8 protein-coding genes are annotated in these 9,750 nt (G+C 38.3%); 3 read left to right on the top strand and 5 right to left on the bottom strand.

The window, feature by feature from the left end; all coding sequences use genetic code 11:
- Positions 1-395 (top strand): hypothetical protein (locus EDC17_RS16930; RefSeq protein WP_165894449.1); only part of this gene is annotated, 395 nt, incomplete at its 5' end.
- 127 nt (positions 396-522) lie between these two features.
- On the opposite strand, the gene dnaA is transcribed toward EDC17_RS16930, so the two are convergent.
- Both dnaA and dxs read right to left on the bottom strand, forming a co-directional pair.
- Positions 523-1,950, bottom strand: a complete 1,428-nt coding sequence (gene dnaA, locus EDC17_RS15900; RefSeq protein WP_132779122.1) for a chromosomal replication initiator protein DnaA — start codon at positions 1,948-1,950, stop codon at positions 523-525.
- 370 nt (positions 1,951-2,320) lie between these two features.
- Positions 2,321-4,249, bottom strand: a complete 1,929-nt coding sequence (dxs, locus tag EDC17_RS15895) for a 1-deoxy-D-xylulose-5-phosphate synthase (protein WP_132779120.1) — start codon at positions 4,247-4,249, stop codon at positions 2,321-2,323.
- A gap of 138 nt (positions 4,250-4,387) precedes the next feature.
- Between dxs and EDC17_RS15890 the strand changes: the two genes are divergently transcribed.
- A complete protein-coding gene (locus tag EDC17_RS15890; RefSeq protein WP_132779118.1) occupies positions 4,388-5,161 on the top strand; it encodes a segregation and condensation protein A in 774 nt (257 codons plus the stop codon).
- Positions 5,162-5,180: 19 nt separating this feature from the next.
- On the opposite strand, the gene EDC17_RS15885 is transcribed toward EDC17_RS15890, so the two are convergent.
- From EDC17_RS15885 to EDC17_RS15875, 3 genes are read right to left on the bottom strand one after another with little or no spacing between them, the layout of a single operon-like run.
- Positions 5,181-5,879, bottom strand: coding sequence for an enoyl-CoA hydratase/isomerase family protein (locus tag EDC17_RS15885; protein WP_132779117.1), 699 nt, complete (start codon positions 5,877-5,879; stop codon positions 5,181-5,183).
- Between the two features lie 2 nt (positions 5,880-5,881).
- Positions 5,882-6,727 carry a beta/alpha barrel domain-containing protein gene (locus EDC17_RS15880; RefSeq protein WP_132779115.1) on the bottom strand — a complete coding sequence of 282 codons (846 nt, stop codon included), beginning with the start codon at positions 6,725-6,727 and terminating at the stop codon, positions 5,882-5,884.
- Complete coding sequence (locus EDC17_RS15875; protein ID WP_132779114.1) at positions 6,720-7,868, bottom strand: acyl-CoA dehydrogenase family protein; 1,149 nt, start codon at positions 7,866-7,868, stop codon at positions 6,720-6,722. Before EDC17_RS15875 ends, EDC17_RS15880 begins: the two co-directional genes overlap by 8 nt.
- 137 nt (positions 7,869-8,005) lie before the next feature.
- Here EDC17_RS15875 and EDC17_RS15870 point away from each other — a divergent pair, with 137 nt between their 5' ends.
- Positions 8,006-9,613, top strand: coding sequence for an acyl-CoA carboxylase subunit beta (locus EDC17_RS15870; RefSeq protein WP_132779112.1), 1,608 nt, complete (start codon positions 8,006-8,008; stop codon positions 9,611-9,613).
- Positions 9,614-9,750: the final 137 nt, after the last annotated feature.

Genomic DNA, 9,750 nt, shown 5'->3' with positions numbered 1-9,750 from the left:
GCACTTGTTCTTGCCAATTATTCTGCACCATTCTTGCCAATTATTGTGTAGTCATATTTGCCAAAAATCGTGTAGTTTTATTTACCGATCACAACTTCAACCCGGAAACAAAAGCTAAAGAAAAAGTAGATGAATTAACACAAGTATTGACGCTTAGTGAAGAGCAACAAACAGCGATTTACACCATTGTGTTAGAAAAAGTAAATGCAAAACACGCTATAAAATCAGATACAACATTGGCTGCGGACGTAGCAAAACAGCAAATGAGTGAAATTAAAGCTGCCACACATCAAAAAATCGCAGAACAATTGACAGAGGATCAAAAAGTAATATTTGCAAAATATGTGGAAGAGAATGGTAAGAAAGAAGAAGAACAAGAAGGTCCACAAGAATAATTGATACAACAATTAAAATAAAAATCATTTCATAATTTATTGCAGTTTAGAAACTTAATCTTCATTAATTACCAAAAAAGGCGGAAATAATTTCCGCCTTTTGCTTTTTTGTATTTCTGTACTATGACTAAGATGTTTTCAATTTTTTCTGAATATCCTGCACATAAGTTTTGAATTTCTTGTCTGTTTCGATCAAGTCCTCTACCGTTTGGCAAGCGTAGATTACCGTGGAGTGATCTCTTCCACCGAAGAAGTTACCAATAGTTTTCAACGAAGATTTAGTATGGTTTTTGGCTAAATACATAGAGATTTGACGTGCTTGTACAATCTCGCGCTTACGTACTTTAGATTTTACCATTTCTACAGGTACTTCAAAATACTCACACACCAATTTTTGGATATACTCCATCGATATTTCTTTGTGTGTATTTTTAACAAAGTTTTTAAGCATAGACTTGGCCAAATTCAAGTCTATTTCTTTTTTATTCAGTGTTGACTGTGCCAATAAGGACACCATCGCGCCTTCTAGTTCACGTACACTGTTGTCTATCTGTGTTGCCACATATTCGACTACTGCTTCTGGCAATTCGATACCGTCAGAATACATTTTTTTCTTCAAGATAGCCATTCTCGTTTCCAAATCCGGTGCTTGGATATCCGCTGACAATCCCCATTTGAATCTACTTAAAAGACGCTCTTCCAGACCCGACAAGTCTTTAGGCGCTTTATCAGATGTCAAAATTATCTGTTTGCTGGATTGGTGTAAATGATTGAAGATATGAAAGAAAATATCTTGCGTTTTTTCCTTACCTGCGAAATTGTGTACATCATCCATAATGATAACATCCATTGCTTGGTAGAAATTCACAAAATCATTGATTGTATTATTTTTCAATGAATCGACGAATTGCTGACAGAATTTTTCACAAGAGACATAGATGACCAATTTATCGGGTAGATTTTTCTTGATCTCATTTCCAATAGCTTGCGCCAAGTGCGTTTTGCCCAGACCTACATCACCGTATAACATTAATGGATTAAAAGAAGTACCTCCAGGCTTATTTGCTACAGCAAATCCCGCAGATCTTGCCAATCTATTACACTCACCTTCCACGAAGTTTTCGAATGTGTAATTTTGGTTCAATTGCGGATCCACTTGCAATTTCTTAAGTCCAGGAATTACAAAAGGATTCTTTATGTTCTTATTTAATGCTACAGGGACAGGTATAGATTGTTTTTTACCTTCGGCACCATTTCCATTGGATGGCAGATTGGTCGTATAAGGTGTATTGGCCGAAGATTTCTCCACGACAATATTATACTCCAATCGACCTTGCTCACCTAAAAATTTCTTTACTGTCTTGCGTAATATACCTACGTAATGTTCTTCCAACCACTCATAAAAGAATAAACTAGGAACTTGAATAGTTAAAACGTTTTCCTCCAAACGAACTGCTTTCACAGGCTCGAACCATGTCTTATAACTTTGTGCTGGAATGTTGTCTTTAATTACTTGAAGACAGTTGTTCCATACACTTGTATACGTTTTTTCCATTCTTAAATTGTTAATAACTTGATAACCAATTATTGATAAAAAAATTGTTTATAACTTTCCCTTTCAACGAAGATGGCAAAAATTTCCGACCAAAAAAAGCGAATCTCCAAAAAAAATACACATCATTGATTAACAGTGTTTTAGGTATATTTTTTAGGGTTTTTCATGAAGTGACAAGATGTCAAATCAAACTTTTCCACACTATCATAATTAAGGCAAATTCAAGCAAACAACAAAGCATTTCGCAAGGTATTTCATTGTATCTGTGGAAAACTTTCTACATCCAATTTAAAGAAAATTTTCGACTTAAACCTAACAAAAAGAGCCACAAAAATTGTGGCTCTTTTGGAATATACTTTGTGGGATGAAATTAGCCCACTTGATTATGAGTAGTTTGTATAGTTGCCAATTTTTTACAAGCATCTTGAATTCCTTGTGCATCATAATTACAGATGCTCCATAATTCCGCTTGCTCGCCGTGCTCCACGATTTCATCTGGAATACCTAGACGAACCACTTGGGCACTATAATTATTATTGGCCATAAATTCGATTACTGCCGAACCGAAACCTCCTGGCAATACCCCGTCTTCTACCGTAATTATTTTAGAGAACTTTTTGAAAACTTCGTGTAACAAATCTTCATCTATCGGTTTCACATAACGTATATCATAATGTGCCGGATAGATCGCTTCGGTGTTGAGGTTAACAATCGCCTTGCTGACTTCATTACCGATATGACCAATACTTAATATCGCTACTTCTTCACCATCTACTAGTTTGCGTCCCTTGCCTACAGGCAAAGCTTTAAATTGTCGTTTCCAATCAGGCATAACACCATTTCCCCGCGGATAGCGAATGACAAAAGGCCCCATGTTTTCGAGCTGTGCCGTATACATCATGTTACGAAGTTCTTCTTCGTTCATCGGCGCCGCTATAGTCATATTAGGAATACAACGCATAAACGCAATATCATAGGCTCCATGGTGGGTAGGACCATCTGCTCCGACTAATCCTGCTCTATCCAGACAGAACACAACATTCAGGTTTTGTAATGCTACATCGTGGATGACCTGGTCGTATGCACGTTGCATAAAAGAAGAGTAGATATTACAAAATGGAACAATCCCTTGAGTCGCTAAGCCTGCACTAAATGTCACCGCATGCTGTTCGGCAATGCCGACATCAAATGCACGGTCAGGCATGGCTTTCATCATAATATTCATAGACGAACCACTCGGCATAGCTGGCGTGATACCCATGATTTGTGGATTGGACTCCGCCAATTCAACTAAAGTATGTCCAAATACATCTTGATACTTTGGGGGCTGTGGCTTGTCATATACTGTCTTTTTGATCTCTCCTGTGATTTTATCAAATAAGCCTGGCGCATGCCACTTCGTTTGATCTTTCTCAGCCAAGGCGTAGCCTTTACCTTTTACTGTTACCACATGTAAAAGTTTCGGGCCATTGATATGTTTAAGGTCTTCTAGTGTTTTTGCCAATTTGTTGACATCATGACCATCTACAGGACCGAAATATCTGAAATTTAAAGATTCGAAGAGATTTGCATTTTTAAGCAAAGTTCCTTTAATGCTTTGCTCTAGCTTTTTTGCCCATCCGTATGCGTTTGGACCATTTTTGGAAATTTTAGCTAAAACGGATACCAGCTCATCTCTAAACTTATTGTAGCTTTTGGATGTAGTAATGCTCGTTAAGTATTCTTTCAAAGCGCCTACATTCGGATCAATAGACATACAGTTGTCATTCAAGATTACCAAAAGATTGGATTTCTCAATTCCTGCATGATTCAAGGCTTCAAAAGCCATTCCTCCTGTCAAAGCACCATCACCAATTATCGCCACATGCTGTCTATCCGTCTCTCCTTTGTAAGCAGAAGCCACGGCCATACCTAATGCCGCGGAAATAGAGGTAGAGGAGTGCCCTACACCAAAAGCATCGTATTCGCTCTCGCTTCGCTTAGGAAAACCTGATAAACCACCTAAAAGTCTATTTGTGTGAAATTGGTCTCTACGTCCGGTAAGTATTTTGTGTCCGTAGGCTTGATGCCCAACATCAAATACAATCTGATCATAAGGTGTATTCAATGCATAATGCAGCGCGACTGTCAATTCTACGACACCTAAACTAGCCGCAAAATGACCGCCATGGACTGAAACTACATCTATAATGAATTGTCTGAGCTCCTTACAAACTTCTTCTAAATCCGATTCGGCAAGATTGCGCAAATCTGAGGGATATAGAATGTTCTTTAGTAGTGCTCCTGTTTCTATTTGCATACCTTAAAATAAGTTTCAAAACAAGCTACAAAGTAACAAATTTATTCGTTTAACTATACTATATATATACAAAAATGTAGTGCCAAAGTTTTAGATTTCAGTAAATATTATATAATATGTATTTTTGGATTCAGTTTTATGGAAACTACTAATTACGAAATAAAACTCGATCAGTTCGAGGGGCCATTTGACTTGTTGTTGTTCTTTATTGAGCGGGATGAGCTGAATATTCATGATATTCCTATTTCTAGAATTACGGATGATTTTTTGGATTATATCCAAAAGATGCAATCCCTTAATATCGAACTGGCTTCAGAATTTATTTTCGTAGCTTCTACCTTGATGCGCATCAAAGCTAAGATGTTGCTCCCACGTCCTGAATTGGACGAAAATGAGAATGAAGTAGATTTAAAAGAACAACTTGTGCAGAAACTGATTTTGTACAAGCAATTTAAAGATGTGTGTGAAGACCTGAAGGGTTTGGAAACAAATCGTGAAAAGCTTCATGAACGTGGGAATATAGCCTTCGATCTCAAACAAACTAAACGTCAAATTACGGAGGAAGAACTCGCTTCCTTTGATCTGTACAAATTGATGATGGTTTACGAGAAAATGATGTATCACTTTACACATCGGGTAGTCCTTGTAACACATACCGTAGTCAAATTTCCCTACACGATCGAAAAACAAAAGGATGCTATCTCGGCTTTATTGGATTTAAATGAAAAACTAGACTTCCAACTGCTGCTCAAAAATTCCGAAAACCGTGTCCAATTTGTTTTCAATTTCCTGGCTATTCTGGAAATGCTACAACAGAAACTTTTGGAAATCGAAGTTGGAATGGGCTATAATAATTTTGCTGTAGCGTCGAAAAATCCTGATAGTCCAGCATATGTCGAAGAAGAGGAGTAAAGTCGCTCTTTTCCCAAACTTATCCCCTTAGCTTTTCTAATTGACTTTTTAAATATTGAAATCTTTCTTGCGGTGTGATATTTTGAATTTGTCGCGTAGCTTTTATTCCGCTCGATAAAGCTTTTATAGAGATATTTTCAAATGATCCTATTAGCTTTTCGATGTCCTCCGTATTCCACACAGCATCGACAATACCCAATTGAATAGCATGATTTACATCAAAATAGTCTGTGTTAAGACATATTTGAAGTGCCTTTTTCTCAGGGACTACTTTGAGTAGTGAGGCCATCACTTGGAAAGGGAAAATGCCTAATTCCAATTCGGGCAATCTAAATTGTACCTCGGATTTGCAAAACACGTAAGTACATCCCAGAATAATCAAAAATCCTCCGGCAATTACATTTCCTTCTACCATAGCAATAGACGGTTTGTGAAGTGAATCAAACACTTCCCCTAAGGAAATATTCTTATCCTCAATATTTGGGTTGGGAATATCAAGCTCAGGATTTTTGAAGGTTTTGAGGTCCATCCCCGCACAGAAAACAGGCCCTTCGGCCTTGATCAGTACAACTTTAATATCATCATCCGCATTGGCTTGCTGAAAAGCATGATTTATTTCGTTGACCATAGTAGGGGTAAAGGCATTTCTTTTTTCCGATCTAGCCAACGTTAATATATACTGAAAACCCTTTTTCTCTGTCTTGATGTAATTGTACATACCTATTTACTAATCAACTGTAGAAAACTATGCTTTAATGTAGTGATTTCTTGTTCTGTAGACAAGTTAAATCTTTCTAAGAGCAGCTCAGTAGGAATATTTCCAACCAAATCATCTTTGGCAAAAGGACATCCCCCATACCCCATAAGCGCGCCTTCAAACTTACGGCAGCCCGCTTCATAAGCGGCATTTATCTTCTCAAGGGCTTCATCTGAACGACTGTGTAGATGAATACTTAATGCTAAATCTGCAAATTCCTTATCTATTTGGCTATACAAAGTATGGACACTTGCCGGAGTTGCTTCTCCCGTGGTATCGGCTATTGAAAATCTTTTCACTCCTATTCCTTTGAGCTTTTGCAACCATTCTAATACGAGATCTTCATTCCATATATCATCATAGGGATTTCCAAAAGCCATAGAAATATAGACCACAAGCTCCTGCCTGTGGTCCATATTATCCATAATAACTTTTACCGATTCAAATGACTCTTCGATTGTACTATTCGCATTTCTTAACTGGAAAGATTCTGATACAGAAAACGGATAGCCCAAGTAGTCTATCTGTCTATATTCTTTTGCGATAGTTGCACCTCGTACATTAGCAATAATTGCTAATAATTTGGTAGCGTCGATTTTTTCCAATCCACCAAATACTTCGGCCGTATCCATCATCTGAGGGACGGCCTTTGGGGATACAAAAGAGCCACAGTCAATATATTCAAAAAGTCCACTTGCTATCAGTGTATTGATATGATCAATTTTTTTGTGTGTAGGAATATATTCTTTTATTCCTTGGATAGCATCCCTTGGACAATCGATTACCTTGATATCGTGTGCATTAAACATCTTTTTTAATTTCACGTGAAATAACCATTTTTTGAATCGCACTCGTTCCTTCGCCTATAGTGCACAGCTTCGCATCTCTGAAGAACTTTTCCGCTGGATAGTCTTTAGTGAACCCATATCCCCCGTGTATCTGTACGGAATGGTTGGCTACTTCCACAGCCACCTCTGAAGCATACAATTTAGCCATTGCACCTTCTTTAGTCACCTTCTGATGATTATCCTTTAGATAGCCTGCTTTACGAATCAAAAGCTCAGAAGCCTCTATTTTGGTTGCCATATCGGCTATAGTAAATGAAACATCCTGAAAATCGTATATTTTTTGGTTGAATTGCTCACGTTCGTTAGCATATCGTAATGCACATTCATACGCCCCACGTGCTATACCCAATGATAGCGCAGCAATAGAAATCCTTCCTCCATCTAATAATTTCAATGCCTGTACAAATCCAGTACCTACTTCGCCCATCATCTGGTCCTTGTGTACGCGGCAGTTATCAAAAAATAAAAAAGCAGTTTCGGAAGCGCGCATACCCAGTTTATCCATTTTCTGTCCTGCAGTAAACCCTTTCGTTCCTTTTTCGATGATAAATGCACTCATGCCGTGTTTGTCACCTTTCTCACCTGTGCGAACCATCACCACAGCAACATCTCCACTTATCGCATGCGTAATGAAAGTTTTAGAACCATTGATAATCCAATAATCCCCATCTTTCACGGCTGTAGTCATCATACCGCCAGCATCAGATCCTGACCCTGTTTCGGTCAATCCCCATGCACCAATCCATTCTCCTGATGCCAATTTAGGGAGATATTTACGTTTTTGCTCTTCATTAGCGAAGGACAAAATATGATTTGTACATAAGGAATTATGGGCTGCTACTGACAATCCGATAGAGCCACATACTTTAGAAATTTCGTCTAATATGGTGATATATTCTTGATACCCCAGTCCTGCGCCACCATATTCTTCTGGCACCAATATTCCCATAAAACCATATTCGCCCATTTTATGAAATAAATCTATTGGAAAATGCTGACGTTCGTCCCAATCCATCACATGAGGTTTGATGTATGTGCGTGCAAATTCTCTCGCGCTTTCACGCACCATGGCCATTTGCTCCGTTTCCTTCACATTGTACATAATGATTTTTTACTTAAGTTTATATTTAGTTATCAACAATTTTTATAAATATCGTAAAAAACAAATTAAATTTTATCATATTTATAATATTAAAAACTTTTATAGACTTTATATTACTTTTTTGTCAATTACTAGGTATGCAACAGCTACTCGATATCCTTAAACAGAAGACTGAACAATTAAATTTAGGCGGTGGACTAAGTAAAATTCAAAAACACAAAGAAAAAGGTAAACTCACCGCTTGGGAACGCGTCAAATATCTGTTGGATGCGGATAGCAAGTATACAGAGATAGGCGTTTTTGCGGGAGATGGAATGTACAAGGAGCATGGCGGATGTCCGAATGGCGGAGTGGTGGTCGTATTGGGCTATGTGAAGCAGAAACTTTGTGTCATCGTATCGAATGATGCTACTGTCAAAGCAGGTGCTTGGTTTCCCATTTCTGGGAAAAAGAATTTGAGAGCGCAAGAAATTGCGATGGAAAATAAACTTCCCATTATCTATCTTGTAGATTCAGCAGGGGTGTATCTGCCTATGCAAGATGAAATATTTCCTGATAAGGAACATTTTGGAAGAATTTTTAGAAATAACGCCAAGATGTCGTCTATGGGTATTCCCCAGATAGCTGCTATAATGGGGTCTTGTGTTGCAGGAGGTGCTTATCTGCCTATTATGTCGGATTATGCCATGATCGTAGAAGGAACCGGTTCGGTGTTTTTGGCGGGCTCCTATTTGGTAAAATCCTCTATTGGAGAAGTCATCGACAATGAAGCATTAGGCGGAGCAGCTACTCATGCTGAAATATCAGGAGTAGTGGATAATAAATATCCCAATGATGAAAGCTGTCTGGATGCCATTAAAAATATAATTGACAAAATCGGCGATAACCAAAAAGCTGGATTTTCAAGGATCGAATCTATACAGCCCAAACTTCCTGCCGATAGTATTTACCAAAATCTTCCTCAAGATAGGCTCAAGCCTTATGATATGCTTAAAATCATGGAAGCAATTGTCGATGAAGGATCGTTGGAAGAGTACAAAAAGGATTATGGTAAAACCATATTATGCGCGCTGGCACGCATTGACGGCTGGGCAGTGGGGATTATCGCGAATCAGCGTGAAATCGTTAAAGCCAAAAAGCCTGGAGGAACCCAGGAAATGCAAATGGGTGGGGTGATTTATTCCGATTCTGCGGATAAGGCTGCTCGGTTTATTATGAATTGCAATCAGCAGAAAATTCCGTTGGTATTTTTTCAAGATGTAACCGGTTTTATGGTAGGTTCACGCTCGGAGCACGGTGGAATTATAAAGGATGGTGCTAAGATGGTGAATGCTATGGCAAATTCCGTAGTGCCTAAGTTTACTTTTATTGTCGGCAATAGCTATGGAGCGGGCAACTATGCTATGTGTGGGAAAGCATATGACCCGCGGTTAATCTATGCATGGCCTACTGCACAAATGGCAGTAATGAGTGGAGCTTCGGCGGGAAAAACTCTTCTACAGATTCAAGAATCCACACTTAAAGCTAAAGGTGTGTCACTTTCTGAAGAAGAAAAACAAACCTTACTCCAAGAAATCGAAGATAGATATAACGAACAGCTAAGTCCTTACTATGCGGCCGCCCGATTGTGGGTAGATGGGGTAATAAATCCAGCTGAAACGCGCAAAATCATTTCTATGGGTATCGAAGCCGCTAACCATAATACGGATATACCAAGATATAATGTGGGGGTTATACAGACTTAAGAAGAAACAAAACTAGATATTTTAATGTCATATTGAGCGAAGAAAAAGGGGCCGTATCAAAACATCAAAAGTTAGATACGGCTTTTTATTTTTTAATCGTCAGCTTCTTTCCTGAGTATTTCCTGAATTTGATATAT

Source organism: Sphingobacterium alimentarium, assembly GCF_004342685.1.
In the GTDB taxonomy this organism is placed as follows: Bacteria; Bacteroidota; Bacteroidia; order Sphingobacteriales; family Sphingobacteriaceae; genus Sphingobacterium; species Sphingobacterium alimentarium.
This window is presented reverse-complemented; position numbering and strand designations above follow the sequence as displayed.